Annotated in this window: 24 protein-coding genes; 10 read left to right on the top strand and 14 right to left on the bottom strand. The window is 69.5% G+C overall.

Features of this window, described 5'->3' with window-relative positions:
- Positions 1 to 5 precede the first annotated feature (5 nt).
- Genes ACZ4MU_RS09415 through ACZ4MU_RS09400 form a run of 4 tightly spaced genes read right to left on the bottom strand, consistent with a single transcriptional unit; the run spans position 6 to position 4,453 of the window.
- Entirely contained in the window at positions 6 to 2,240 is a 2,235-nt protein-coding gene (locus tag ACZ4MU_RS09415; protein WP_467873088.1) for a hypothetical protein, read from the bottom strand.
- Entirely contained in the window at positions 2,230 to 2,643 is a 414-nt protein-coding gene (locus ACZ4MU_RS09410) for a hypothetical protein (protein WP_467873085.1), read from the bottom strand. The genes ACZ4MU_RS09415 and ACZ4MU_RS09410 overlap by 11 nt, the downstream gene beginning before the upstream one ends.
- Positions 2,640 to 4,061: a PrsW family glutamic-type intramembrane protease gene (locus ACZ4MU_RS09405; protein ID WP_467873082.1), complete on the bottom strand. Its 1,422-nt coding sequence runs from the start codon at positions 4,059 to 4,061 to the stop codon at positions 2,640 to 2,642. Before ACZ4MU_RS09405 ends, ACZ4MU_RS09410 begins: the two co-directional genes overlap by 4 nt.
- A 35-nt stretch (positions 4,062 to 4,096) precedes the next feature.
- Positions 4,097 to 4,453, bottom strand: a complete 357-nt coding sequence (locus tag ACZ4MU_RS09400) for a hypothetical protein (RefSeq protein WP_467873080.1) — start codon at positions 4,451 to 4,453, stop codon at positions 4,097 to 4,099.
- Between the two features lie 261 nt (positions 4,454 to 4,714).
- Between ACZ4MU_RS09400 and ACZ4MU_RS09395 the strand changes: the two genes are divergently transcribed.
- The 5 genes from ACZ4MU_RS09395 to ACZ4MU_RS09375 all read left to right on the top strand — a co-directional run bounded on the left by ACZ4MU_RS09395 (position 4,715) and on the right by ACZ4MU_RS09375 (position 10,044).
- Entirely contained in the window at positions 4,715 to 5,116 is a 402-nt protein-coding gene (locus ACZ4MU_RS09395; RefSeq protein WP_467873078.1) for a hypothetical protein, read from the top strand.
- Between the two features lie 143 nt (positions 5,117 to 5,259).
- On the top strand, positions 5,260 to 6,642 hold the full coding sequence (locus ACZ4MU_RS09390) for a S41 family peptidase (protein ID WP_467873075.1): 1,383 nt from the start codon (positions 5,260 to 5,262) through the stop codon (positions 6,640 to 6,642).
- A gap of 681 nt (positions 6,643 to 7,323) precedes the next feature.
- The gene (locus ACZ4MU_RS09385; protein WP_467873073.1) at positions 7,324 to 8,625 is read left to right on the top strand and encodes a glycine-rich protein; all 1,302 of its coding nucleotides are present in this window, start codon (positions 7,324 to 7,326) and stop codon (positions 8,623 to 8,625) included.
- 154 nt (positions 8,626 to 8,779) lie between these two features.
- Positions 8,780 to 9,010, top strand: a complete 231-nt coding sequence (locus tag ACZ4MU_RS09380) for a hypothetical protein (RefSeq protein WP_467873071.1) — start codon at positions 8,780 to 8,782, stop codon at positions 9,008 to 9,010.
- A gap of 5 nt (positions 9,011 to 9,015) precedes the next feature.
- Positions 9,016 to 10,044, top strand: a complete 1,029-nt coding sequence (locus ACZ4MU_RS09375; RefSeq protein ID WP_467873068.1) for a serine hydrolase domain-containing protein — start codon at positions 9,016 to 9,018, stop codon at positions 10,042 to 10,044.
- Between the two features lie 115 nt (positions 10,045 to 10,159).
- Here ACZ4MU_RS09375 and ACZ4MU_RS09370 read toward each other — a convergent pair whose 3' ends face one another.
- Positions 10,160 to 11,809, bottom strand: a complete 1,650-nt coding sequence (locus tag ACZ4MU_RS09370; RefSeq protein ID WP_467873065.1) for a class I adenylate-forming enzyme family protein — start codon at positions 11,807 to 11,809, stop codon at positions 10,160 to 10,162.
- Positions 11,810 to 12,273: 464 nt separating this feature from the next.
- On the opposite strand from ACZ4MU_RS09370, the gene ACZ4MU_RS09365 reads away from it, so the two are divergent.
- Positions 12,274 to 12,645, top strand: a complete 372-nt coding sequence (locus tag ACZ4MU_RS09365) for a VOC family protein (protein ID WP_467873063.1) — start codon at positions 12,274 to 12,276, stop codon at positions 12,643 to 12,645.
- 228 nt (positions 12,646 to 12,873) lie between these two features.
- Here the strand turns inward: ACZ4MU_RS09365 and ACZ4MU_RS09360 are convergent, their stop codons facing one another.
- The 3 genes from ACZ4MU_RS09360 to ACZ4MU_RS09350 all read right to left on the bottom strand — a co-directional run bounded on the left by ACZ4MU_RS09360 (position 12,874) and on the right by ACZ4MU_RS09350 (position 14,737).
- Positions 12,874 to 13,293, bottom strand: a complete 420-nt coding sequence (locus tag ACZ4MU_RS09360) for a VOC family protein (RefSeq protein ID WP_467873061.1) — start codon at positions 13,291 to 13,293, stop codon at positions 12,874 to 12,876.
- Positions 13,294 to 13,436: 143 nt separating this feature from the next.
- Complete coding sequence (locus ACZ4MU_RS09355; protein WP_467873059.1) at positions 13,437 to 13,733, bottom strand: hypothetical protein; 297 nt, start codon at positions 13,731 to 13,733, stop codon at positions 13,437 to 13,439.
- Between the two features lie 5 nt (positions 13,734 to 13,738).
- The gene (locus tag ACZ4MU_RS09350; RefSeq protein WP_467873057.1) at positions 13,739 to 14,737 is read right to left on the bottom strand and encodes a helix-turn-helix transcriptional regulator; all 999 of its coding nucleotides are present in this window, start codon (positions 14,735 to 14,737) and stop codon (positions 13,739 to 13,741) included.
- An 87-nt stretch (positions 14,738 to 14,824) separates the two neighbouring features.
- Here ACZ4MU_RS09350 and ACZ4MU_RS09345 point away from each other — a divergent pair, with 87 nt between their 5' ends.
- The gene (locus tag ACZ4MU_RS09345) at positions 14,825 to 15,211 is read left to right on the top strand and encodes a VOC family protein (protein WP_467873054.1); all 387 of its coding nucleotides are present in this window, start codon (positions 14,825 to 14,827) and stop codon (positions 15,209 to 15,211) included.
- Positions 15,212 to 15,343: 132 nt separating this feature from the next.
- Positions 15,344 to 16,852, top strand: coding sequence for a DUF4246 domain-containing protein (locus tag ACZ4MU_RS09340; RefSeq protein ID WP_467873052.1), 1,509 nt, complete (start codon positions 15,344 to 15,346; stop codon positions 16,850 to 16,852).
- A 95-nt stretch (positions 16,853 to 16,947) separates the two neighbouring features.
- Here ACZ4MU_RS09340 and ACZ4MU_RS09335 read toward each other — a convergent pair whose 3' ends face one another.
- The 6 genes from ACZ4MU_RS09335 to ACZ4MU_RS09310 all read right to left on the bottom strand — a co-directional run bounded on the left by ACZ4MU_RS09335 (position 16,948) and on the right by ACZ4MU_RS09310 (position 23,745).
- Positions 16,948 to 18,129, bottom strand: coding sequence for an ARPP-2 domain-containing protein (locus ACZ4MU_RS09335; RefSeq protein WP_467873050.1), 1,182 nt, complete (start codon positions 18,127 to 18,129; stop codon positions 16,948 to 16,950).
- A complete protein-coding gene (locus tag ACZ4MU_RS09330; protein ID WP_467873047.1) occupies positions 18,126 to 19,577 on the bottom strand; it encodes a hypothetical protein in 1,452 nt (483 codons plus the stop codon). The genes ACZ4MU_RS09335 and ACZ4MU_RS09330 overlap by 4 nt, the downstream gene beginning before the upstream one ends.
- A 307-nt stretch (positions 19,578 to 19,884) precedes the next feature.
- Complete coding sequence (locus ACZ4MU_RS09325; RefSeq protein ID WP_467873045.1) at positions 19,885 to 20,625, bottom strand: dienelactone hydrolase family protein; 741 nt, start codon at positions 20,623 to 20,625, stop codon at positions 19,885 to 19,887.
- A gap of 389 nt (positions 20,626 to 21,014) precedes the next feature.
- Entirely contained in the window at positions 21,015 to 21,242 is a 228-nt protein-coding gene (locus ACZ4MU_RS09320) for a DUF5133 domain-containing protein (RefSeq protein WP_467873042.1), read from the bottom strand.
- Positions 21,243 to 21,366: 124 nt separating this feature from the next.
- Positions 21,367 to 22,014 (bottom strand): fasciclin domain-containing protein, encoded by a 648-nt coding sequence (locus ACZ4MU_RS09315; RefSeq protein WP_467873040.1) that lies wholly within the window; start codon positions 22,012 to 22,014, stop codon positions 21,367 to 21,369.
- Positions 22,015 to 22,143: 129 nt separating this feature from the next.
- Entirely contained in the window at positions 22,144 to 23,745 is a 1,602-nt protein-coding gene (locus ACZ4MU_RS09310) for a molybdopterin-dependent oxidoreductase (RefSeq protein WP_467873037.1), read from the bottom strand.
- Positions 23,746 to 23,906: 161 nt separating this feature from the next.
- On the opposite strand from ACZ4MU_RS09310, the gene ACZ4MU_RS09305 reads away from it, so the two are divergent.
- Positions 23,907 to 24,491, top strand: coding sequence for a sigma-70 family RNA polymerase sigma factor (locus tag ACZ4MU_RS09305; protein ID WP_467873035.1), 585 nt, complete (start codon positions 23,907 to 23,909; stop codon positions 24,489 to 24,491).
- A complete protein-coding gene (locus ACZ4MU_RS09300) occupies positions 24,488 to 25,243 on the top strand; it encodes an anti-sigma factor (RefSeq protein WP_467873033.1) in 756 nt (251 codons plus the stop codon). Before ACZ4MU_RS09305 ends, ACZ4MU_RS09300 begins: the two co-directional genes overlap by 4 nt.
- The last annotated feature ends 81 nt before the right edge of the window (positions 25,244 to 25,324 follow it).

Here is a 25,324-nt window from a genome sequence, read left to right as displayed (position 1 = left end):
CGGATTCAAAGGGTCCTTCGGCGTCGGAACGCCGAGCCGTCACGGACGAACAACAGCAGGATTACCAGGGCGAGCAGCAGGCCGATGAGGATACCGGTGCGGCTGCGGGCGAAGGCGAGAATGCGGTCCCAGACACTGACCGGTGTGGCCTCCGCCGTATCACCGAGCCAGACGGTGCCATCGGCGGCCTTGACCGGCTGGTGTGCGGACTTCTGGATGGTTTGGGACAGCCCGGGCGCCAGACGGTTCATGTCCGCGGCACCGAGTCTGGTCGAGCTCAGCTTGCTGAAGTCGACCCCGCCGGTGCGCACGATGTAGGTGACGACCTTGTCACCGACGCGCGTGGTCCGCGCGTACGTGAACGCCCCGTCGCGGATGGACCGCAGGTACGCGTCGTACACCTGTCGGGGCCGCCAGTGCCCCTCCTGGGCGGCGGGTCCAACGTCGCCGGAGCCGATCAGCTTGTCGAAAGCGGTCGCCTGGCCCTTGTCGTGCCGGTCACGGATCCACTGGGCCACGACGCGAGCCAGGAACACCTGGCGCAGCGGCGCGTATTCCGGTGCCGTGTTCACCGCCTTCGCGATCCTGGGTACGAGCATGTCCTGTTCGGCCCGCGCGTGGCGCGCCGTCTCCTGAGGATCGGCGTTGCAGGTGGCCTGCCCGAGGGCGGCCACCTTCTCGGCCTTGGCCTTGACGTCGAGCGTGGCTTTGAGGACGTAGAGCGAGGAGCCGTCCTGACGCACCTCGACGGTGCCGGGAACGATCCACATGCGCGACGAGTAGCAGGTAGGGGTGCCTGACATACCGAGCCGCCGCCAGTATTCGGCTCCGAACTCGGTCTTGGGGTCCAGCAGTTTCCCCTGGGTCTGCTTCATCTGCCAGTCCGCCTCCAGCAGGGCACGGCCGGCATCGGTGCGGCCCAGCTGTGCGTCGATGATGCGGTCCGGTTCAGCGGGATTGAGATTGACCCAGAACTTGTCCGGGCTCAGCGCCAGCCATGTCCGCAGCGCGGCCATGCTGTCGGTCAGCGCCTGACGCCCGGTGCGGGGATCGCTGATCTGCCCGCCCGCGGCAGCCTGCCCCGAGAAGGCGTACTGCACCGCGGCGTCGCCGTCGTCGGAGAGGTAGCGCAGTTGGAGGCTGGAGAGGTCGATGCCCCCGTTCTGGTCGTTGCCCAGCGTTCCCGCCAGGCCGCCCCCCTCACTCTCATCGCAGGGTGAGGCCATCAGGCGGGAGTCGGGGTTCACCGCCTGCGGCTTGTTCACGGGCGTGCACGGGGCGGTGAGGCCGACCTTGTGGAGAGCCTTGTCGATCTGCTCACCGGCATGTTTGCCGTAGGCGGTCTGCAGCGGTTGGCTGAGCCGTTGAAAGGTGGTACCGGCGAGCTTGGCCTGTGGGGTGTTGTAACCGTCCCAGGGAGTGATGAACAGGCGTTTGGGGAAGGTGTAACCCCACTTCGCCATTTTGGGGGCGCACGCGTTGCAGAAGCCGCGCTGGCCGGCGATCCCGGCGCCGACGTGTTTCTTCATCACGCCAACGGCGCTGTCGATCTCGGCGCGTTCGGTGCCGGTGCGCGCGATGTGTCGCAGGATGTTCGTCATGGTGCGTTCGAACCACTCGTTCATGGCGTCTTCGGAGTGTCGTCCCTCGCCCAGGCTGCCCGTGGCCAGTTCCAGGACCTGCTCGTTCCCGTAGGCGTCCGTCGCGTACGCGCCGAGTTCCTCCAAGAGCGGGTCGTTGGCGTAGTTCTCGGCGTCGAGCATGCTCGCGGCCACCGCATACTGCCATGCGGGCTTGGTGGTGGGTGAGCCGATCTCGTGGGGCAGCCAGCTCATGAAGTCTCGGTAGCGCTCCCGGACCCAGGCCGGAAGGTCGGTGTCCTTCGTCTCCATCCAGGAAAAGGTGAAGTACACCACCTGAGTGTTCACCGGGCGCTGATCCTTGGGCAGCAGATTGAAGCGCTGCCTGAACAAATGGAGGGCCTCACCGAGAGGATCGCCGACGATCTGTTCAGCCATCTCCTGGAGTTGGTCTTTCGTCGGGGACTGCCCGGCCTGGATCACGAAAGGACCGTTGTCACCGGGGTGGGCAGACGGCTGCGCCGCAGAGGCGGTGCCACCGGGCTGGGGGGAAGGTTGCGCGGCAGCCGCGGCGTTGCGGTGTCCCGGCGCGGCGGCGGGGACGAGCATCGTCAGCAGGGCGGCGAGCAGCACACCGAGGCGCGAGAGGCTACGCCGCATGATCGGCCTCCTCCGTCAGCGGGACGACGCCGGTGGCCGCGAGGTACTCAGCGAGTACGGCGGCCTGGCCTGTAGCGAGGGCCTCGGTGAGTACGGCGGCCTGGCCAGTGTGGAGGCCGTCGGCTTGCCGGTCGCCGACCTCCCGTTCGACCCGGCGGACGACGAGCGCACCCGCCGTGGCCAGCGCACCTAGCGCCAGTACGGCGACGACGGCCGCGCCGGTCGCGGAGGTGGCGCTGGAGCAGGTGCGGTGCTCCCGGAGGTCCTTCAGCGTCACGGACGGCTTGTAGCCGACCCCGATGCTGCAGGCGGATGCCGTGGGCGCGGTCGGGAGTACGGCACCGAACGCCAGGACCACGACCACCGCCAGTCGCGCGGCGAACCCGCGTGCGGTGCGCCTCACGGTTGCACCGCCCTGCGCTCGCCCTTGGCCCGCATCACCTGTGCCCTCAACTCGTCCCCCTCACTTGTCATTTGTGCATCACCTGCGGCGACCCAGCCGGCCAGGTCCAGTTGAGCGGACTGGAGGCGGTGGAGGGACCATACCGTCCGCCGTCCGTGAAGACGCCATGTGCGGACCAGCGTCCACCACCTGTTTGCTGCGGAGGCCAGCACAGGGATCTCAACCGCAGTGACGGGTCCTGCGGGCGCGGCTTCGGCCGCCAGTGCTTCGTGCAGCAGGACGGCTCGGGACCGCAGCCCTGTCACCAGGATGGCCACCGCCAGCGCCATGAAAGGCAGTTGGGGCAGCAGCCAGAAGAAGGGTGATACCACCAGTGTGTCCAGGGTGCTGCCGGTCCGGACGTGCTCGCTCACCTGCCCAGCCATCCAACCGGACAGCGTCTCGGCCCCGGTGGCACCGCCTATTCCGGCGAGCAGTCCCGCCGCGATGGGCCTGCCGCGCCGCCGGGATCCGGCGGCGGCGCCGAGCCCGGCCCCGATCAGGGCCCCGAACGTCACCTGTCCGCCCAGCACACCGATGGACTGACGGATCCAGTACTCGAAACCGCCGGTCGGGCCGAGGAACGCGCCCAGGCTGCCGTAGATCTTGATGAAGAGGATGCTCTCGACGAAGTTGTAACCGAGACCTACCGTCGCGCCGAGTACCAGGCCCGTCACGGCGTCCGTGACACGATGGCGCAGCAGTATCAACAGCAGGGCGACGCCCGCCGCGATCACCAGACCATTGGCAACGCTGAGGTGGACGACCACCAGGTCCATGGTGTGGCTGAGACTCTTGGTGAAGCCACTGAGGTCCGTTGTCCCGGCCTTGGGTCCCAGGAAGCCGTAGGCGGTGCCGAACGCCAGGCTGGTATAGGCGCGGCCGAGGCCGAAGACGATCAGAGCGCCCCAGCCGAAGGCCAGAAGTATCGCTGTCCATGACAGCCGGGCAAATTGCACGCTCGCACGCAGCAGGAACAACACCAGGGCCGTGCTGGGCAGACACAGCAGTGTGACCGGGAAGTATGAGATCACCACCATCAACGGGATGAGTCCGAACGGCAGCAGCAGGCACCCCAGGGTGATCCAGGTCAGGACGATCGCGCGCCGTCCGTCCCGCTCCGCGGTCCTGCGGCGGCTGAGTGCTGCGAAGATCTGGACCGCCGCCCCGGCCGCGATGCCTGCGATCACCGTCCAGAAGACCAGCCGGGGCATGGACAGCAGCTGGCCCACCGAACCGGATGACCCCGGGAGCCGATAGAAGATGGACAGGGCAGGCTCGTCCGGCAACAGGTGCGGCCGGATCAGATTGAGGGCCAGTTCGATCAAGTAGAGCGCGATGGCCAGCCGCGCGATCAGCAGGGCTCGGCTCCGCAGCACAGGGTCGTCTCTGACGGCCACAGGACGCCGGGCACTCACGAGCCACCTCCCGACAGACCGGTCGGCAGCCCCGTCGGGAAGTCTGTGGGGAAGCCCGTCGGCAGATCCGTCGGGAAGTCTGTCGGGAGGTCCGGCAGATCCGTGGGCAGACCGGTGGGGTATCCGGAAGGCAGGCCACCGCCGTCGGGAGTGGACGGCAAGGGCGGCATCGACGGCAGCGGAGGCAGGTCGGTCGGTATCCCCGACGGTTTCGGCAGGCTCGGCACCGCCGTCTCGTTGGCACCGGTCAGATCCACTGCGAGTACCGCGCAGAGCAGGGCGACACCCAACGCACCCGCGATAACCAGCAGCCGCATCTGCCGCGCTTCTTGAGTAGCCAACTGATCCTCCATCCCCCGCTGAACCGTTCGCATTGACCTGATGGACTCGTGCACTGATGGACTGCCGAAAGTTGTCCGCGCTCAGTCACGCACAGGAGGGCAGGGCAGGGAATCCGGAACGTTCCGGAGTGTCCGATGCATACCGGGAACCCGGCACGGATGCCGCCTGTGGCTCCGTTCCCATGGCTCTCGGTCTGGTGACCTCGGCGACCGGCGGACCACAATCACATCGCGGCAATCACCCACTGTCTGGACAACAGAACAAGGGAACCCGTGCACATACGAAAGATCGTCGTCGCCACGGTGATGGCCGCCTCAGCCGCCACCGCTGTTCCCGCGCAGGCCGGCGGGAAGCCGTACCCGGCGCCCGAGTTCATCATGGTGAACCGGCTGACCGCGCCGACCACCGTGGAGTTGACCTATCGGTGCCACCCCGGCCCGCCGCGCACCCTCGTCATCCAACTGACGGCCCCGGGGACCGACTTCTCCATGAAACTCAAGGGCAGGCAGGTCACCTGCAACGACAAACCGCAGCGCTACACGGCGGTGCTTACCGAGCCCGTCGACGGGATGGACCGCCCGCTCAAGCCGGGCGAGACCGGCCGGGTGCGGCTGGGGATCTACGACGGCCCCGAGGGAGACCTGCTCCACACCCGCCTGATGACCGCCGACTGACCCTCTAAGCGCACCGCCGGTCAGTGCCCAGTAATGGGGCTGACCCCACCTTCCATCAACCGGGCAGCCGGATGGCCCTGAGGATGTCGCGTCGGCGATCGTGAGGCTGTCCAGAGAAAGCCGCCTATCGAGAAGGCAAGAACGTGCGTATTGTCACGGCCACCGCCGTCGCCATGGCTCTCGCCGGCCAGGCCGCGCCGGCCGCCACCGCCGCCACCCATCAACCGACCGCCGACGGGTTCTGGCGCATGGACGGCTACGGCACGGTGCTGTCCATCCGAAACGGAACCTTCCAGGAGTACCAGACGACGGCCGTCAGCTGTCTCAAGGGTGACTCCGCGCAGCGGACCGCCCCCGGCACGTACACCATGCGCGACGGCACTGTCCTGACGGTGCGCACCGAGGGAGGCCGCGACCGCGGGTCCCTGCGTGCGGAGGGGTCCGTCGGTGAGCGGAACCTGAGCCGCATTCCAGGGTTGCCCGGCACCTGCACGCGTCCGGCTCCCAAGGGCCCGCTCGCCGCCTTTGACGTCTTTTGGCACTCCTTCGAGGAGAACTACCCCTTCTTTTCAGCCAAGGGCATCGACTGGCACGCCGTACGTGACCGGTACCGGCCCAAGGTGCATGCGAAGACGAGCAGGGATGAGCTCTACGCCGTCTTCAGTGAGATGGTCAGGCCGCTCTACGACGCCCACGTCGCCATCCAGGACGGCGAGCGCGTCTTCGCTCAGGTTCGCCCCGGCACCGTCCTGCCCACCGAAGAGCTGGACACCGAGGTCAAGACGTTCATCGTGGCGCACGACCTCGGGGCCGCCCGGAACGTCCAGGACTTCGCCCACGGGCGGATCACCCACGCCGACCTCCCCGGCGGGCAGGGCTATGTGCGAATTTCCGGGTTCGGCGGTTACGCGGGCGATCGTGCCCCTTACACCGCCCAGCTGGCCGAACTCGACAAGGCGCTGGATACCGTCCTCAGCAAGGAACGCACCCAGCGCATGAAGGGCCTGATCATCGACCTGCGGATCAACGGCGGCGGCTCCGACGCCCTCGGAATCCACATCGCCGAGCGCCTGACCGACACCTCCTACCTCGCCTACTCCAAGCGGGCCCGCAACGACCCCACCGACCCCGCCCGGCACACTCGCCCTCAACCCGTCTATGTCACGCCCGCCCCAGGACCCCGCTACACCGGGCCGATCGCCCTGCTGACCGGTGGATCCACCGTCAGCGCCGGGGAGACCTTCACCCAGGCCCTCATGAACCGGCCCGGCACGACTATCCGGATCGGACAGCCCACACAGGGCGTCTTCTCGGACGTCATGCTCCGCAAGCTCCCCAACGGCATGTCCGCCTGGCTGCCGAACGAGGAGTTCCTGACCCCGTCGGGACGGACCTTCGACGGCACAGGTATTCCGCCCCACCTGAAGGAGCCGGTCTTCACCCAAGAGGAATTCGACAAGAAGAGGGACTCGGCCTTCGACAGCGCCCTCAACGTCCTGCAGAACCACGGCGGCACCAGGAGCTGACGCAAGAGACAAAGAGCGGCGGCAAGACGAAGGGCGACGGCAAGACCACGTTCTGCAAGACAGCGGACCTGGCCATCAGCGCCGAGAACGCCGCGCCGGACAACGTCTCCGGCAGGATCGACATCACCATGGCCAACCGGGGGTCGGCCATCTGCTCGGCCACCCGGCTTCGCGGGAGTCGACATCAAGGACGCCGACCACACCTCGAACCCCATCGAGCGCGGCCACGCCCAACCGCGCGTCACCATCCTCAAGCCCGGTGACGCCGCTGTCTTCAACCTCTCCTACGACATCAACACCGCAGGCAACAGGTCTACCCCGCCCAGACGACCAAGTAGGGGTGCCGGCCGCAGCGGCGGACGGGATGTGGTGAGTGATGGACCGGGAAGTGAGTCACGGTCCGCCGTGACTGTGGCCTGTTGACTCCTTTCGGCCAGAGTTCCGGCCGGGCATGCTCGTTGATCTGTGAACGGTATGCAGCGGACTCACCTCAGGATCTCCGCGTGGGGCGCGGCCAGAAGGCCACGGGCGGAGCACTGACGAGGACGGAACACCGGGCCGGCGTCCGTTCATGCTTGGGGCAGGAGCGGGCGGTGGGCCATGGCGGCCTGCCGCGTCCAGTCGGCCCGAGGGGGGCCGCCGGGGCAGAGCCGCAGCCCTCATGGAAGGGGAACAATCCCCGTGTCACTCAGAACTCTTTGCGCCCACGAAGGCAGATCGTCGACATCGCGACGGCGCCGAGGCGGTCTGACCGGGCGCCTGACCACGCTGGTTCTGCCCGGCACGGTCGCGCTCGCGCTCACCGGCGCCGGGCTGGTCGCACTCGCTCCCCCGGCCCTGGCCGCGACGACGGTCACCTTCGCCTACACGGGCGGCGCGCAGTCCTTCACCGTGCCCGCCGGGGTGTACTCGATCAGTGTGGACGCCTTCGGTGCCCAGGGCCAGGACGGGCCGGCGGGCGGCAGCGCGGGCGGACTGGGCGGGGAGGCCCAGGGTCGGCTGACGGTCACGCCGGGGCAGGTCCTCCAGATCAACGTCGGCGGCTCGGGCGGCTACGGCGGCTCGGGCGCGGCGGGCAAGGGCACTGATCCGGACACCGATGGCGGCGCCGGAGGAGGCGCCTCGGATGTACGCCGGGGCGGCAACAGCCCGAGCGAGCGGCTGTTGGTGGCCGGTGGCGGCGGAGGTGGCGGTAACTGGATGGGCACCGCGGTCAGCGGAACGGGCGGCAGCGGGGGCGGCGCCGGCGGTACCGCCGGCGGCGACGGGAGCGACGGGGCGACAGGCGGCGGCGCAGGCACTGCCAGTGCGGGCGGGTCAGGCGGACTCGGCGCGAACGGAGCCGATACCGCGGCGGCCGGATCCCCGGCCCTCGGAGGCACGGGCGGCGCCGGTGCCAGCGGTACCGGCGGAGGAGGCGGAGGCGGGGGCTGGTTCGGTGGCGGGGGTGGCGGCGGCATCCTGAACAGCCCCTCCGCGACCGTCGGCTCGGCAGGCGGCGGCGGAGGCAGCGGGTACGGTCCGGTCGGCACCGTCTTCCACACGGGCGTGCACGCGGGCGACGGCTCGGTGGCCATCACCTATACCCCGTCCTCCGCCGACATCGGCGTGCACGTCACGGCCAAGCCGCAGCTGGGCCTCCTGGTGCCCTACCTCCGCTACACCCTCACGGCTACCAACACCGGGCCCGACGCCGTCGCCTCGGCCACGATCACCGCCTCCCTGCCCCGGGGTGCGACCGCAACAGGCCTGTCTGCCGGATGCACCGCCCGCGCAGAAACCGTCACCTGCACGTACGGAGCCATCGCGAGCGGTGCCGGTGCGACCAAGTCCTTCGACATTCCCCTGCATCTGCTCTCACTCGGCCGCGTGTCGGTGACCAGCCACCGCAGCGCATCGACGCCGACCGACCCCAACGCCGTCAACGACAGCTCCACGGCCGACTGCACCGTGATTTCCATCCTCCTGGCCAGCTGCTCCTGAGACCCGGAGGCTACTCAGGGTGGGCCCGAGCGGTGTCCCGGGCCCACCCTGAGGCACGCCCGCGCTCGGCGCCGTAGCACGGATCACGCCGCAGCCTCACCGCTGCAGTCAACTTAGGTTGACGACCAGGAGAAGGGTCAACTAAAGTTGACTCATGACTGGAGTTGACATCTCGTCGATCACCGAGAACGCCGATTCCCTCCAAGCGCTGCGCGAGGCGGCCGCACTACGTCGCCGCCTGGAAGGACAGGAAGAGATTCTCGTCCACCGGGCGCGGGTGGCGGGCACGACGTGGACGCAGATCGCCGAAGCGCTGGGGGTCTCAAAGCAGGCCGTACACAAGAAGTACGGCGGCCGGCGCCTGTTCGGCCGGACGGAGGCCTGACGATCATGCCCTCGCTCGTCGATGATTTGGCACGACGAACGGCGGAGCGGCTCGGCGCCCGACAGCGTGGCGCAGTGGTGGTGGGGGCCTTCCGGGGCGGGCAGTCCGCCGTGCACGGCGCGGACCCCGGCACGCTGTTCGAGATCGGTTCCGTCACCAAGACGTTCACCGCTCTGGCCCTTGCCCAGCTCGCCGTGCGCGGCGCCGTAGGGCTGGACCAACCGCTTCGCGACCTGCTGCCCCGCGCCATCACGGCTCCGCAACGCGGCGGTGAGGTCATCAAGCTGGCCCACCTGACCTGCCACACGTCCGGCCTGCCCCGGTTGCCCAAAGGCCTCCTGACGCGAGGCCTGTTCCGCTCGGACCCCTACGCCGGCTGCACGGCCGAACTCCTGCTGGACGGATTGCGGCGCACCCGTCTGCGGTCGGCGCCCGGCACCCGCTTCCACTACTCCAATCTGGGTGCCGGGCTCCTCGGGCTCGCACTGGCACGCCACACCGGCACCGACTACGACACGCTCATCCAGACCGAGATCTGCCGGCCCCTCGGTTTGACCGACACACGTGTGGTTCTCGACTCCGGACGCACCGCACGGCTGGCCCCCGGCCACTCCCGCACGGGCCGCCCCCGCCCACCCTGGCACCTGGCCGCGCTCGCCGGCGCCGGCGGCCTGCACTCCACGGTGCCGGACCTGCTCACGCTGGCCCGCGCCCAGGTCGGCCCCGCCCCCGAAGAACTCGCCGAAGCCATCGCCCTCACCCACACCACCGCCCACCGCATCAACGCCAGGGCCGCCGTCCATCCCGGCTGGATCTCGGCCCACCTGCCTCGCGGCCGGCACCGGATCCTGTTCCACACCGGCGGCACCGGCGGCTACCGCAGCCTGCTGGCGATAGCCCCCGAGCATCGGGCCGCGGTCGTCATCCTCAGCGCCAACGCCCGCGACGTGGGCCGTCCAGGCCTCAACCTGCTCGCACAGATCATCGGCTCAACCCCCGGTTCGGACCCCGTTCCGGCCGTCACCGGCACCTGACCGGGAGTTGCCGACACCGACAGACCTGACGCGGTCTCAGTTGGCGGGCGCCCTTCCGCAGGCCGCCGCACGGCTCTCCACGGGGGCCGGTCCATGCCCTCGACGGCAGCGGCGCCTACGGGGTATCCACGGCCGTACTCGTAACCGTATTCGTATACGCGGCCCGCAGCGCCTTCTTGTCCACCTTGCCGACCTTGGTCATCGGCAGGCGGTCGAGCAGGACCGTCTTACGGGGCGTGTACAGGTCTCCCAGTTCGGCGGTCACCGCGGCGCCGACCTCGTCCGGGTCGATCTCAGCACCCGCGGCCGTGGCCAGGAAGATCTGGACGGCCTCCCCGTACTCCTCGTCCGGCACCCCCAGGGCCGCCGCGTTGAGCACACCGGGCAGGGTGAGCAGGAAGTCCTCCAGGACCCGGGAGTAGACGTTGTCGCTGGTACTGCCGGTGACGATGATGTCCTTGGCCCGGTCGACGAGATAGAGGTACCCCTCGGCGTCGAGGTAGCCCAGGTCCCCGGTGCGCAGCCATTCGCCGTGGAACGCCTCCGTGGTGCGCTGCGGATCCTCGTAGTAGCCGAGCATCACGGCCTTGCCCCGCACGCACACCTCGCCGACCTGTCCGGTGGGAAGCACGCCCGAACCGTCCTCACCACGGATCTCGATCTCGGTGTCGGATATCGCGCGGCCGCAGCTGCGCCAGAGCTCGGGCCGGAGGGCTGCCTGCGAGGCGAGGTCTTCCGCGTCGAACGCGGCGATGCCCAGCGCCTCCGACTGCCCGTAGCCCTGGCTGAGTACGGGCCCGAAAACCTCGACCACCTGCTGGAGCCGACTGGGCGAGGAAGCCGCGCCACCGACCACGATCCGCCGCAGCGCGGGGAGGGCGCCCGCCGCACACTTCGGGTGGTCGAGCAGCGCGTACAACATGGGCGGGACGAACATCGTGGCGGTGATCCGCTCCTCGCGCAGTACCTTGAGGGCCGCGTCCGCGTCGAACTCGGGCAGCACGACGAGGGTGCACCCTGTCACCAGTGCTTGAAGCGAGGTGAGGTGGCCACTGGCGTGCGTGAGCAGCGTGGAGACGAGCACCCGGTCCGTACGCGGTTCCATGGCCGGGAAGAAACCCGTGGTAGGAGCGTTGAGCCCGTCGTCCTCGATGCCCTCCAGCAGAACGTCGTACAGCCGGTGGCTGTGGGCGGCGAGCTTGGGGCGGCCCAGGGTGCCGCCGGTGTAGAGGACGGTGACGGCCTCGTACGGTGCCGGGACCGGCAGGCTTTCAGGGCACGCCACAGGGCATTCGGCCGCCACGGCCAGCAGGTTGGTGCACGGTTGCTGCTCACAGGGACCGACACTGAGCAACACGGGTGCATGGGCGCTGCGGCCGGCCGCGTCCGCGGCGCGTGCCGCGAAGACGGGGTCGGTGACCACAGCGCGCGCCTTGGACTGCTCGACCAGCGCGGCGAGCTCGCCGGGGCCCGGCTCGGGCGGCAGAAACACCACGCGGCAGCCGATGAGATGGACCGCGAGCTGCACCAGGACGGAGTCCACGCGGTTGGCCAGGAACAACCCCACACCGTCACCCGGAGCGAGACCCTGCCGCCTCAGCGCGTGCCCCAAGCTGAACAGGCGTTGCCGAGCCTCTCGCCGCGTCAGTCGTTGCGTCCCCTGGACGAGCGCCTCGGCGTCCTCGTCCTTGTGCCAGTGCTCCAGGATGTGGTCCAGGTATGTCCGCGGCTCGGGTGCTTCCTGCAAATTAACGATCATGAACATATGCAAGCACGCTCCTCGGGAGGCGAGACCTCGCAGGGAGCAACTTCGGCCATCACCAACTGGAGGATTATGCTCCGGTATGGGACGGTTACCCGGCTCTCTATGGTCCGGGATCAGCGGGCGCACGAGCTGGGAGGTGGCGTGAACGCGGATCCCACCGCTGACCGTGCGCTTCAGCTTCGCAACCTCCCTCCAGGCGACCGGCGACCTGATGTCGAAGGCACGGGCCGGCGACGGTGCCGCGTTCCGCGCACTGGTCCAGCCCCACCGCGCGGAGTCGGAGGTTGCGGCGGCGTGCGCGGTGGGCTTGAGGACCTCTTCGTCGTCCCGGTCCTCGGCGGCGATGCTGACCAAGTATCAGCTGGCGCTGCCGCCGCAGGTTGGAATCCAGGCTCGCCAGGCAGTGCCGCGCTCGTATGCCGATCGGCACCCGTCCGGGCGATCGCCGGGGCACACTGGTCGGCATGCCCGTTTCCCTGCATCACATTGTCATCGACGCCCACGATCTGCCCGCCCTGGCCCGGTTCTGGGCCGAGGTGCTGGGCTGGCGAATCCTGTCCGAGCGGGAACGAGAGGTCGTCATCGGTCCGGACGTGACCGCACCAATGGGGATCTGCTTCATGCCCGTGACGGGCCGTAAGGTCGTCAAGAACCGGCTGCACCTTGATCTGACGTCCGCCGCTGAGGACCGGGCGGCCGAGATCGAGCGCATCCTCGCACTCGGCGCCCGCCGGGCGGACGTCGGACAGAACGGCGACGAGTCATGGACGGTCCTGGCCGATCCCGAGGGGAACGAGTTCTGCATAGTGCGACCCAAAGAAACCCTCATCGGCTAGAACGTGGCCGTCTGCCCGTGCCCGGTGTAGTACCGCCTGCCCCCGGTGGACCTGGGACAACGAGAACGACCTCATCCGAGCCCTCGCCCAGACCCGGAGGCGACCGCGGCTGACTCCTTGACGTCCCCGTCTACCCGCGCTTCGAACAGGACCTGGCGTCGGAGGACGACTCATGACGCCCTCCGACCCCGTCTGACGTCATGAGCACCTCGTCAACCGCGACCACACTCACGCCTGCGAGTCGTGCTTGGGCCATATGGGGCCCTGGTCGGTCCAGATGACACCCTTGTTGCGGCACAGGCAGAAGGGGTGGCCGATGGGGTCGACGTAGACGCGGAAACCGTAGCCGTTGGGGCCGATGCAGTCCCGCTGCAGGGTTGCGCCGAGGGCCAGGACGCGGCGCTGTTCGTCCTCGATGTCGTCGACTTCGAAGTCGAGGTGGAACTGCTTGGGGTGCTCGCTGTCGGGCCACTGCGGGGCGCGGTAGTCCGCCACCTGGATGAAGGCCAGCTCGATCTCGCCGAACTGGATACCGGCCCAGTGCTCGTTACTGCCCTCCTTGACCGGGAGGCCCGTCACCTCGGAGTAGAAGGCCGCCAGCTTCATGGTGTCCGGGCAATCGATAATGAAGTCGGTAAGTCGTAGCATCCGGCGATCTTGCCACAATGAGCGAAGGCGTTCTCTGGTGAGGGGTGGACAAGGGCCGATAGCCGGCCAACTCCCGCAGGCGAAAGGGGAACCGGCGGGATCGTGCTGTCTGCAAGGGCCGGCGTCTGATCGCCGCGGAGCCCTCACACCGTCCGGGGCAGGAAAGGGACGAGGGCGTCGCTCGGCGCCCGATCGTCACCTGTACCCCACACCACAAGGACCGGGTAGGCCAGCGTCCGCCCGATGGTCTTGTCGGCCTCGTCAGCCCGCCGGTTCACGGTGAGTCCGGCCCAGTCCTCGCACATGGCGTGCACGGTGCGGGGATCGCGCCGGGCGGCGCGGCAGTCCGTGAAGGCCTCGTCCGTGACGTACGCGGGGCTGGTCTCCGTACCAGCTATCCCGCCAACAGCAACTGCGCGACCAGCTCCGTCAGCGCACACGAGTGTCATGGACGATGACGCCGTCCCCGAAGCGCTTCGCTGTCCACGGAGGCCACCCCATTGACCTCCAGCAACTCCCGCGTACGACGCAGCAGCGCCTCCCGCACCTCGTCCGGGGACAGGACCCGCAGCGGAGTGGCCAGGCTGAGCAGGTAGCGGGCGAGCCCGTCGGCGTCGGGGCCGCCGATGTCGACGACGGTGGCGTCGGGGCCGTCCGGCCGGTGGCTGCCGACCGTCGGTGGCACCAGCCGCAGTGCTCCCTCCAGGGGCAGCGGAAGTCGGACGCGTACATAGAGGGGGTAGGTGCCGGACGCGATGGAATGGGAGACGAGGCGAGCCGGGTCGGGCGGGTCGCGCAGTTCCACCGCGTGCCCGGTGGACTGTATGTGGGCCACCCGGTCCGCCCGGAACGTCCGCCACTCGCCCCGCGTCACATCCCGGGCGACGAAGTACCAGCGGCGTCCCGTATGCACGAGTCGGTACGGGTCGACGTCCCGAGTCGTGGCCCTCCCTTCCCTGTCGCGGTACGACAGGTGGACTCGCTCGCTCCGGCGGCAGGCCGTGGCCAGTTCCAGCAGCATGCCCGGCGTTATCTGCGGCTCATCCGGTCTGGGGGTGTGCACGAAAGCGGCGTCCATCTCCGCGAGCCGGTCGGCGATCCGCGACGGCAGGACCTGACGCAGCTTCAGCAATGCCGACAGCGCGGCCTGTTCGCCGCCGAGAACGCCGCTGAGCGCCGCCTCCCGCAATCCGACCGCCACGGCTAGTGCCTCTTCGTCGTCGAGGATCAGCGGTGGCACCCGGTTCCCGGCCCTGAGGCGATAGCCGCCCCAGGGGCCGGGGTCGGACTCGACTCCGTAACCCAGCTCCCGGAGCCTGGCGACGTCCCTGCGCACCGTGCGCTCGGTGACCGCCAGCCGGTCGGCCAGCTCACCGCAGGTCCACGAAGGGCGCGCGGACAGCAGGGACACCAGTCGCAGCAGGCGGGCCGAGGTGCTGATCACAGCGGGAAGTATCGCGTATGACCAGAGCCGAGCAAGGCCGTGGGACCAGGACCGTATCTGTCCTGGTCCCGTCCTAGCCTCTGCCGCATGAGCACTGCAAACACCTCCACACCCGCGTTCCGCTTCGCGGCCGTCACCTTCGACTGCCACGACCCTGCCGAAATGGCCCGCTTCTACGGGGAAGTCCTCGGCCTGCCCGTCGTCCACTCCACCGACGACTTCGTCCTGCTCGGCCAGGAGGGCTCGGCCGGACTGGGGTTCAACCGCCTGGCCGACTACCGGCGCCCCACCTGGCCGGACCCCTCCCAGGGGAAGCAGGCCCATATCGAACTGGGCGTGGACGACCTGGATGCGGCACAGTCCTGGCTGCTCGCCCAAGGGGCCGTCGAGCCGACGGTCCAGCCGGAACCCGACCGGTGGCGGGTCCTGCTGGACCCGGCGGGCCACCCGTTCTGCATCACCACCCTGGTCTGAACACCCCGCCAGGTTGTCGGTGCGGGCCGGCCCCGCACCGACAACCGGCGAGACCACCGGGAGCGTGGCTGCGATGTCAGTCCGCTGAAGTATCCTTCCGGCCACCGCACGCCAACTGGGAGGACCTGAGAATTGACCGGCCTGTCTGCTTTCCCGCTGCCCTTCAACGCATCCCGTTCCCTGTCATTCGCGACCCCTCGGACGCTGAGGGAACTGCAGATGATGGAGTGCAGCGCGCACATCCGGGCAAAGCCCGGGTGGTTCAAGAAGATGCACGATGCCGACATCGTCGCCCGGTGGACGCAAGAAGCGGTCGCCCAGGGCCTGACCGAAGCACAAGTGCGGTACGTGTTGGAGGAACTCGCGCATTACGCCGCGCTGCGGGACGAGCGGACGGGTATCGAGGTGTCCGCCGTCGACGGGGTGTGGCAGTCGGACACCTTGATCGACGACAAGCTCCGGTCCCGGCTGTGTGAGGCTGTTCAGGTTCTGGAAGAGGTCCCCGAAGCGGAGCGGGACTGGCATCCCGGATCCGACGGCCAGGTACTGGATCTGGTGCATCCCTCACTGTTCTGCCTGGTGAGGGAGGCGAGCGGCGGGCCCGAGCGGGCTTGGCGGAACCCGACAAACCAGTTTTCGAAGTACGAGTTCTCTGAGCAGTTCCAGTGGCTGCCCACGGACGTCGACATCAGCGACGACGGCGAGGCCACCTTCCGTTCGTACGTCAACAACGTCCACCCCGAGGACCACCGCGAACTCGCATCCGTCCTGCCGGACTTGCTCGCGCGCATGCGCCCGCTGCTGGAGAACGTACTCACCGATCTGCGCCATCCACGGCCCGTGCGGATCGAGGCCGATCCCTACGGGTGGTACGACTCGGAGCCGGAGTGTCCGGTCAGGTCCTCCTACAGTGACAACGATGCCTACGCGGAAGCCCGTGACGCGTGGGAGCAGGCCTATGAGGACTGGTGGGAGGATCGCCAGCCGGTCGTTCCGGACGCCCCGGCCTTCACCGCGCCCCCCTCGCCCGACGCATCCGCCCGCGTCGACCTGCGCGGCCGCCGCCTCCAGGTCATCGTCAAGCTCGCCACCATTCATCTCACCCCGGACAAGCCGGAGTACGCCGGCGGTTCCTGGCACGTCGAGGGGATGCTGAACGAGCGGATCGTTTCGACCGGCATCTACTACTGGGACAGCGAGAACATCACCGAGAGCCGGCTGAGCTTCCGGGCGGCCCTCGACGATCCCAGCTACGAGCAGAACGACGACAACGGTCTGCGTGAGGTCTACGGTCTGGAGGACGAAGACTCGCTGAACCAGATACTGGGATCGGCATCGACTCCACAGGGCCGCTGCCTGGCGTTCCCGAACATCCTGCAACATCGCGTCGGCGCGTTCCGCCTCAAGGACGCCACCCGCCCGGGTCACCGCAAGATCCTGGCGTTCTTCCTGGTAGACCCGTCGGAGAGCATCGTCTCCACATCCGATGTACCGCCGCAGCAGCCGTGGTCCGACACGTCGACCATGACGCTCGAACAGGCGAAGCACTACCGCGAACAGCTCATGCGGGAACGCAAGTTCTTTGTCGACGAACACAACGAGCAGCTCTACGAACGAGAATTCTCCCTCTGCGAGCACTGAACCAGGTCGTCGGCCCGGGCGACATCACCACCGGTCACGGCCCGGGCTTCACCACCGGTCACCGGCGTGCCATCCCTCCCAGCACGCCGAAGCCGTCAATCACGCCGCGCTCGTCCCGTACGGGTTCGTTCCGTACGGGTTCGTGCTTGCTTGCGGTATCCGTCCAGCACGTCCTGGCGAAGCAGGAAACCGAAGCCGGCGGATTCCAGGCGCAGGCCCAGCTGGGGCTCATCGACACCCAGGTCCACCGCCGCGTCCGCCAGGTGCCAGTCGTGGGCGGCGAGTACGCTCAGCAGGTGGCCCCGCCGGACCTGGGTCTCCGACAGGCGGAAGCTCTTGAGGTAGGCGATCCTGCCGCTGTCGTCGGTGATGGCCTCGCCGATGTGGTTCTCCTGCTTGGGGCGGAACTCCGGCAGGAAGCGGGAAAGCGCAAAACCTCCCATCCGGTAGACCGTCTGCCAGGTGTACGCGGACTCCAGCAAACCGACGGCCATGGTCGTGTCGTGGAAGTGCGTCCAGGCCCGCTCCTGTTCGGCGACGGCCGTGCGCAGGTGGGCCAGGGAGCGGATCCGCGCGTCGGGGATACGGGCCCGGAAGTCCCCCACCGGCGGCATCAGCGTGGCGTAGTGGTGGATCAGTTCACCGTACAGATCCTGCACGAGCGTGGCGTGGAGCGCACGGTAGTCGTCCGGGTGCGGGACCACGAACGCGGCGGCCGGCGCGTCGGCGACGTAGAGCAGCACACCGCACTGGTCGGGGTGGATCTCGAAGACACGCAGGGCGTCCGCGAGCCCGCGTACTTCACCTCCCACGTAGGCCTCCTCGACGCGCGGCGAGAGTCCTTGGCGGATCGCGCGCTGTGACCACTCCTCCCAGGCCACGGACGGGCCGCCGAAATGCAGGGCCAGATAGCCTTCCAGCGCCAGGTGCAGGGGCAGGAACCGCAGCCGGTCCCTGGCCTGGCGGCGGGCCGTCCGGTGGTGGAAGCGAAGGTCCATGGTGGCGGCGGGGGCCGCTTTGCCGTCGGCGGACAGATGGGTGCCGTAGGCGGCCGCGGGCGTGCCGTCCTCGGTCCACGAGGCGACGAATCCGTGCGGAATGTAGGACGTATAGCTCTGGCGCGGGCCGAGGTCCACCACTCCGGCCCCATCGCCGTAGAGCTGCGCGGCCAGACGCAGGCCGTGGACGGGCTCCTCACGCACGAGCGGCACCAGTCGCACGGCATTCCACACCTGGGAAGGGCGAGGGGTCAGCCCGGTCAGGTCCAAGGTGGTCATCGCGCCCGCTCCTGGAGGTGTGCCTGCGTCATACGGGCCGCGCGGGTGTCCATGTACGCGGTCAGTTCGGCCAGACCGGTACGGCCTTCCGCGAACTGGGCCAGTTCCACAAGGGCGGGAAGGTCCTCGGCGTCACGGATGCCCGCGGTGGGCACCGTCGGGGACAGCCGGCGCACGTCGAAGTCGGCGGCGTCGTAGACGGGGTTGAGATGCACGATGCTGGTGTGGCGCTCGGAATCGAGCCGGGTCCGCCAGATGCGCAGCACCTCGGCGGCCAGGCCGGGAGGCGCGTTGTCCCACCCGTCGGAGACGATCACCAACCGGCTCGGGGCGGTGTCCAGTGCGTCCAGGATGCGTCGTCCCACCGGCGACGGACCGTACGGGTAGGTCAGCAGCGCATCCGCCCGCCCGGACGTCCACAGCGCGATGTAGTCATCGGCAAGAGCCGCGAGCAGGTAGTGGCAGGCCAGGGCCACTGCCAGCGGCCGACGACGCTTGTGCACCGATCCGAAGGCGGAGAAGCTGTCGTCCAGGACGGCGGTGACCTTGCCCCAGCTCCCCCGGTGGGAGCCCGCCACCCGGGCGGCGGCCGACTCCAGAGCGCGAGTCAGCTCGGCGCGCCGACGCCCACGCTCCTCAAGAGGCAGCGACAGCACATACGTCGTCAAGCGGGTCAGCGGCATCCCCGCCAGATCCGCTTGCACTCCGGTGATCCCGCGAGCGCGCGCGGACTCCCGCAGCCGCAAGGTCTCCAGGCGCGTCATACGCGGAGCTATGCGCTCCAGGAAGACGTTCCGGGGGATGCCGTGCTTGGCGGCGAAGCCCTCGGCGACCGTGTAGGGCAGCTCATACAGGGCGGACTGCTCGTAGTGAGCACGGCGCCACGTCTCCAACAGGGGTGTCGCATAGTGCGCGCGGGCCAACGGCGCGAACATGAACGTCCCCAGCTCTTCGGTGACAGGGGGCAGGTGCGCATGGCGAAGGGCTCGCTTGAGGCTGCCGCGATACTTCACGGCGTCGAACGCCAGGTCCTGGCGTGCGGAGAGCCAGTCACGCATGATCGCGCGGGTGCGCCGGTTGTTCACCTTGGCCCGGCGCAGGGCGTCGAACAGTCCGTACACGCGTTGGGGCGGCATCCGCGCAAGACGCGATGCGATCAGGCGGCCCTCGTTGCGGCGCTGGTCGGCCGTGGCCTCAGCCGGGGCCTCCAGCAGCCCTCGGATGATCAGGACGGCATTGTGGTCGTTGATGTCGAGCGCAAGGACCCCGCTGTACAGGTCGCGGTAGTTCCCCAGCATGTACGCATGGAGAAAGTCCAGGGACAGCCGCTGCCGGTCCGCATCGCTGTGGAACTCACGCTGGCCGGTGGAGGTGATCGCCGCGTTGACGAAGAGCAGCACATCATCGGCTGCGACGAGGTCCCCGTACGATTCCGAGTCCATCCGCATCCTTCCCCCAGGAGTGCTGACGCCGGCCGGGGAATGGGAGCACGAGCAGCGAATCATTGCTTTACAGGCAGGTTCCGGAAGTCGCACTGAAGTCCCGCGGCCGGCCCCCGAACCGTAACAGGGCAGGCCACACGCACTCCACCGACTTGTCCGGCACTTGACGCGGGCCGCCGCCCCGCAGCGGTGCGGGCCCCTGCCGGATGGGCAGGGGCCCGCAGCTCGGACGGCGCGGAAGGCAAAGAACGACTCTCCGTGAGCCGCTTCCTCACACGGCCCGCCTTCTGCCGGGCGGGCCGCCCGCCCGGCCTTACTTCAGGTGCCGGACCAGGAACTGGGCTGCGGCGTCCCCCGCGAACTGCGGGACGCCGCTGTGGCCGCCCAGATTGGCGTGCAGGGTCTTCTCCTTGGAGCCGAGGGCGTCGAACAGGTCAAGGGCGGCCTGCCGGTCGTTGCCTTCGTCGTCCCACTGCAGCAGGACGTGCAGCGGGATGGTCACCTGCCGGGCCTCGTCGAACACGGCGCGCGGCACGAGGCTCCCGGCGAACAGCACGGCGGCCGTGATGCGCGGCTCGGCCACCGCCAGCCGGATCCCGATGGAGATCACTCCTCCCGAGTAGCCGACCGGGCCGCCGATTCTCGGCAGCGACAGCAGGGCGTCCAGGGCGGTCCGCCATTCCGGGACCGCCCTCTCGACCAGCGGGAGGACGAGCCGGTCCACGATCTCCTCGCCGACCGGCTCCCCGGCCTGCGTGGCCCGGCGCAGGTCCGCGCGGGCCTGATCGAGAGCGGGCCAGCGGGGCCGGTCACCGCTTCCGGGCAGTTCGATGGTGGCCGAGGCGAAACCGTCCGCCGCGGCCTGCCGGGCCCGGGCCACCAGCCGGGGGTACATCTTGTCGAGTCCCAGCGGGGGGTGACCGAGGAGGATCAGCGGCGCCGGTGCGGATACGGTGGCGGACGCAGGCGTCCACAGGATGCCGGGGATCTCACCAAGGGTGAACGTGCGCTCCAGGACACCGTCGTCGAAGCGCTGTTCGGAAGTGAAGTGCATGGGCATGGTCGTGCCTTTCGGGAGTGCAGGACGGCGCTCCCGGACGACCTATCGCCCGACCGTGACCCCGGAGGAGAGCACCCACGTCGATACTGCGTTCACGGGTACCACCTCCTCGTTCTCTCGCACGGCCTCCGGCAAAGTAGCAGAGACCCCCGCGGTCCACCAACGGGTTTCCGCTCCACCCGGCCATGCTCCGCCGTCACACCAGCCGGTGCCGCGAACTGGCGACGCGGTCCTGGTGCTGTCCCGGGACAACCGGAGGGAAGAGGGCGCGGCGGCACACGTCTGAGGGCCTCCACCGGGTGGCGAAGGCCCTCGATGCGCGTTCACACCGCGGCCAGTGACTGTCCGGGGTGACCGGCGCGCTGGACGGCGCGGAGGCCGGCTCAGGCGGCGAGCAGGGAGTCGTCGCTCGGCCGGGCTCCGGGCAGGTGGTGGCGGGCGGCGATGAGGGCGGCGTCGATGTCCCGCGTCCCGGTCGCGATGCACAAGCTGTACGCGACGTCATTCATCCGCTGGCGTGCGGCCTCCGTACCGTCCTCCGCATGCAGGGCACGCAGCGTCAGGTACTGCTCGACCAGGTTGTTCAGGACCACCGGATGCGCCATCAGCATGAGACATCTCCCTCGTCACGGCTTTCACAGCTCTACACACATCGCCTTGTGCCCAAGATCGCCGCCGCCATTCACCTCCCGCGAAAACACGCTCCGGCGGGGCTCCCGTTCGTGGCCCGCACGGTTACTTGGGCATCAGGACGGTGTCGATGATGTACACGGTGGCGTTGGCCGTGGGGACGTTGCCGCAGACGACTTCGGCGCTGTCGTTCACCTTGTAGGTGGTTCCCGACCCCGTGGTGGTGAGCTTGCTCTTGGCCAGGGTGTCGAAGGAGCCGTTCTCCAACTGCTCGGGGGCGAGCCGCCGGCCCACCACGTGGTACGTGAGGATCCTGGTCAGGGTCGCCTTGTCGTTGAGGACCTTGTCGAGGTCGGCCTTCGGGATCTTCGCGAAGGCGTCGTTGGTCGGTGCGAACACCGTGATGTTCTGGGCGTTGTTGAGGGTGTCGACCAGCCCCGCCTGCTTCACCGCCGCCACCAGCGTGGAAAGCGCCGGGTTGTGCGAGGCGGCCGTGGCCACCGGGTCCTGCGCCATCCCGTCGAACGAGCCGGCGCCCTCCTTCGGCACCGAGGCGCACGCCGTGCCGAACGGCTTGCCCGCCGTGGGCGCCTCGTCGGAGCCCTGGGACGGAGACTGCTCGGACGCGGCGGACGACGGGGCCGCGGAGGAACCGCTGTCCTTCTTGTCGTCGTCGCAGGCGCTCAGGGTGAGAGGCAGGACTGCGGCGGCGGCCACGACGACGGCGGCGCGGCGGATACGAAACGTGCTCATGGTTGCTGCTCCTGTAGGAGAGGTGACGTTGCCGGACGGTCCGGCGGGTTCGGGTGGTCTGGGGTGTTCGGATGGTCCGGGTGTTCGGATGGTCCGGGTGGTCTGGGGTGTCCGGGCGTTCGGGGCTGTTCAGCCGACGTCCACCACGACGGAGTGCCAGCCGCTGGCGCCGTCGGGAACGGTCGAGGTCCGCTGTTCGGTCTGGGTCTGTCCGCTGCGGTCGGTGGCGCGGACGGTCAGGGTGTGGCTGCCGGGCGGCGCCTGCCAGGGCAGGGACCACTGGCGCCAGGTGTCGGTGCTGTCCTGGGCGGCGAGCCGAGCCGGCTGCCAGGGACCCTCGTCGACCCGGACCTCGACACGGCCGATGCCGCGGTGCTGGGCCCAGGCGACACCGGCGATCATGACGGGGCCGGGCTTCGGCGTCGCGAAGGGCTTGGGGGTGTCGATGCGGGACTGCGTCTTGATGGGAGCCCGGCGGGCCCACGAGCGCTTGACCCAGTACGCGTCATAGGCGTCGAAGGTCGTCAGCTCGATGTCCCGAATCCATTTGCACGCCGATACGTAGCCGTAGAGGCCGGGCACCACCATGCGGACCGGGAAGCCGTGCTCGAAGGGCAGCGGCCGCCCGTTCATCCCGACCGCCAGCAGCGCGTCGCGGCCGTCCATGATGTCCTCCAGCGGGCTGCCGATCGTCATGCCGTCCACCGACCGGGCCACCAGCTGGTCAGCGGGTCCTCCCCGGGAGGGCGGCTCGACCCCGGCTTCCCTGAGCAGCTCTGCCAGGCGTACGCCGGTCCAGCGAGCGGTGCCGACGTACGGGCCGCCGACCTCGTTGGAGACACAGGTGAGCGTGATGTCGCGTTCGATCAGCCGACGCTCCAGCAGGTCCTGGAAGGTGACCGACAGGGGGCGTGTGACGCCTTTCCCGTGAATCCTCAGACGCCAGTTCGTGGCATCGACCTTGGGAACCACCAGGGCGGTGTCGACGCGGTAGAAGGCATGGCTGGGAGTGAGGAACGTACTGATGCCCGGCACGCGCAGCACCGCGCCGGCCGGGATCCGCCGCGCGGGCGAGGCGGGCGCGGGAAGCACCGTCCTGGCGCGGGAGGCCACCGCTGTCCGCCCGTAGGAGCCGTTCAACACGCGGCCCAGCAGCCCCGCCCCGGCCGAGGCGGCGGCCGCTCCGGTCGCCGCGATCACGAACCCGCGCCGGTCCCAGCCCGCCCCCGCCCCTGTCGTACCGCGCTCACCGGGCGCGGGAGGTCCTGCGGGACGTGCCGGGCGCACCAGACGGCCGCTCAGCCCGTACAGCACCCCGCAACCCGCCAGGGCGCCGACGAGGGAGGGCAGTGCGTCGCCCGTGCCGGTGGAGTCGGGGCGGCTGGCCGCGGCCACCGCACCGACCACACCGAACAGCAGGACGCCCGCCGCTCCGGACCTGCGGTGCCACAACGCCAGTACGCCCAGGACGACTGCCAGGACCCCGAGCACGGCGACGATCCCGAGCTGGAGCACGAGCTTGTCCTGGGTGCCGAAGTGGCGGACGGCCCAGTCCTTCAGCGCCGGCGGCGTGCGGTCGATCGCCGCACCACCGACCGCCACCACCGGCCCGGCCTGGGGACGGACGGCGGACGAGACCAGTTCCGCGACCGCGAGTGCCGCGAAGCCGGCGAGCAGTCCGGAAAGGGCCGCGAGCGGCAGGCGGACGCCGATGCTCCGAATTTTCCTCACGGCTGCTGTTCGGAGCCGACGGACAGCCGGATTGGTCGTTCACCCGAGCGGGTTGCCGCACGTTCGTGATTGACGGAGCGTGACGGGCACGACGGACCAATCCACGAGCGCACCGGCTCCGAATCACTCTCGCAGCCATCGATGTGCAGGAGGATCACCGCGTGAAAGAAGTGGCACGCATCGGCGGGACCCCCGCCCCGGGCCCCGGCCTGCCCGGGCTCCTGGGCCGGGTCGCGCAGGGGGACCAGGACGCCTTCAGCGCCCTCTACGACGTGGTGGGCGGACCCGTGCTGGGCCTGGTGCGGGCCGTCGTACGCGATCCGGCCCAGTCCGAGGAGGTCGCCCAGGAAGTCCTGGTCGACGTCTGGCGGATGGCCGCCCGCTACCGGCCCGACCGGGGCGGCGTCATGAACTGGGTCCTCACCCTGGCCCACCGCCGGGCCGTCGACCGGGTGCGGTCCGCCCAGGCCGCCACCGAGCGCGAGCACAAGGCCGCGCTCCTGGAGCGGACACCGGCCTTCGACGAGGTGAGCGAGCAGGTGGAGAGCCGCCTGGAGCGCGAACAGGTCCGCCGGTGCCTGCGCGCCCTCACCGAGTTGCAGCGGCAGTCGGTGACCCTCGCCTACTACCGGGGCATGACCTACCGGGAAGTGGCCGAGCTGCTGACCGTGCCGCTGGGCACGGTCAAGACCCGACTGCGTGACGGACTGATCCGGCTGCGCGACTGCCTGGGGGTGACCGGATGAGCCTCGCCGATCTGCACACACTGACCGGCGCGTACGCCCTGAACGCGCTCTCGGACGCCGAGAGGACGGAGTTCGAGCGGCACCTCGACGCGTGCGAGGCGTGCACCCGGGAGGTCGGTGAACTCACCATCACGGCGGCCCGGCTGGGGCTCGCCATGTCGCTCACCCCACCCCCCGACCTCAAGGCGGCCGTACTGCGACGGATCACGGTGGTACGCCAGGAACCTCCGCACACCCCGGCTCCCGCGGTCCCGCGCGGCAGCCGCCGCAGAACAGCGCTGTGGTCCCGTATGGCGCTGGCCGCGTGCTGCGCGGCCGCGGCCGGGCTCGGCGGGGTCGCCGTGTGGCAGCACGAGCGGGCCACCACGGCGGAGCAGCGGGCCGACACGGCCCAGCGTCAGTCCCGGCAGCTGGCCGAGGTCCTCGCGGCGCCGGACGCCCGGACCGTCACCACGGGCCTCAAGGGCGGGGGGACCAGCACTCTCGTCGTGGCCCGCAGCAGGAACCAAGCCGTGTTCGTCGCCTCGGGGCTGCCACGGCCGCCGGACGGCAAGGTGTACCAGTTGTGGTTCGACGACGCGGGCAGGATGCGGCCGGCGGGCTTGATGAACCCCTCGCACACCACCGACGCGGTCCTGCTGTCGGGCCCGGTCGAGAAGGCGTCCGGCGTGGGCCTCACGCTGGAACCGAGCGGCGGGTCCCCGGCTCCCACCTCGGCGCCCCTGGCCTTGCTGAGTTTCGTCGGGACCTGACACGCCCGCACCGCAGATCCGGCGCGCCCGCGATCGTCGCGCCGGGGACAGCTCCGGACGGGCCGGCCCCCGGCCGACCGG

It is taken from the genome of Streptomyces sp. NPDC026377, assembly GCF_055567715.1.
The sequence above is the reverse complement of the archived record's forward strand: the minus strand, read 5'-3'. Positions and strand labels throughout refer to the sequence as shown.